At 67.1% G+C, this 744-nt stretch carries 1 protein-coding gene; it reads right to left on the minus strand.

What is annotated here, in order from left to right; all coding sequences use genetic code 11:
- Positions 1-551: LysR family transcriptional regulator (locus U858_RS0133485; protein ID WP_025141395.1), on the minus strand; the 551-nt coding region annotated here is incomplete at its 3' end.
- Positions 552-744 lie beyond the last annotated feature (193 nt).

Raw genomic sequence — 744 nt, forward strand, 5'->3', positions numbered from 1 at the left:
GCGACGGCGATGCGGTCGGGCAGGGGCGGCTGGTGGTTGGCCGCCGCCACCAGCACCAGGTTTTCGCGAAACAGCGATTCATAGGCCAGTTGCGGCGATGGCGCGGGGTCATACAGCAGCGCCAGGTCGACCCGGCCGGCCAGCAGCCATTCGCGCATCTGCGCGCTCAGGCCTTCGGCCACCGCGATGGAGGCGTCGGGAAAGCGGCGGCGAAACGCCTGGACCAGGGGCGGGGTCAGCACGCGGGCGATGCGCGGCGGCAGGCCGACCACCACTTTGCCGGTGGGCGTTTCGCGCAGGGTCTGCAGGTCCTGCTTGGCGCGGTCGGCCAAGGCCAGCAGGGCGCGGGCGTGTTCCAGAAAGCGCAGCCCGGCCTCGGTGGGTTCGGCGCCGCGGCCATTGCGATACAGCAGGTGCTGGCCCAGTTCCAGTTCCAGCAGCCGCACCTGGCGGCTGAGGGTGGGCTGGGCGACGTCCAGCATTTCGGCTGCGCGCGAAAAGCTGCGCCGTTCGGCCACGCGCACGAAGTATTCGATCTGCTTGAGGTCCATGGGGTGGGCGTTGATATTTATATTTTCTATATCTGAAATCAAAGATATAGCATTGTTAGTCAGCCCGCAATCCGGGAGGATGGCGTTTTTCCCGCAGGAACCCGCCGTGCCCGATTGCCGTCCTCCGCTTGCGTCACCTTCCCGTCCCCGCCATGCGTTGCCGGCCGGGGCTTGCGACACGCACTGCCACGTG

Origin of the sequence: Achromobacter sp. DH1f (assembly GCF_000633435.1) — a bacterium.
In the GTDB taxonomy this organism is placed as follows: Bacteria; Pseudomonadota; Gammaproteobacteria; order Burkholderiales; family Burkholderiaceae_B; genus Achromobacter; species Achromobacter deleyi.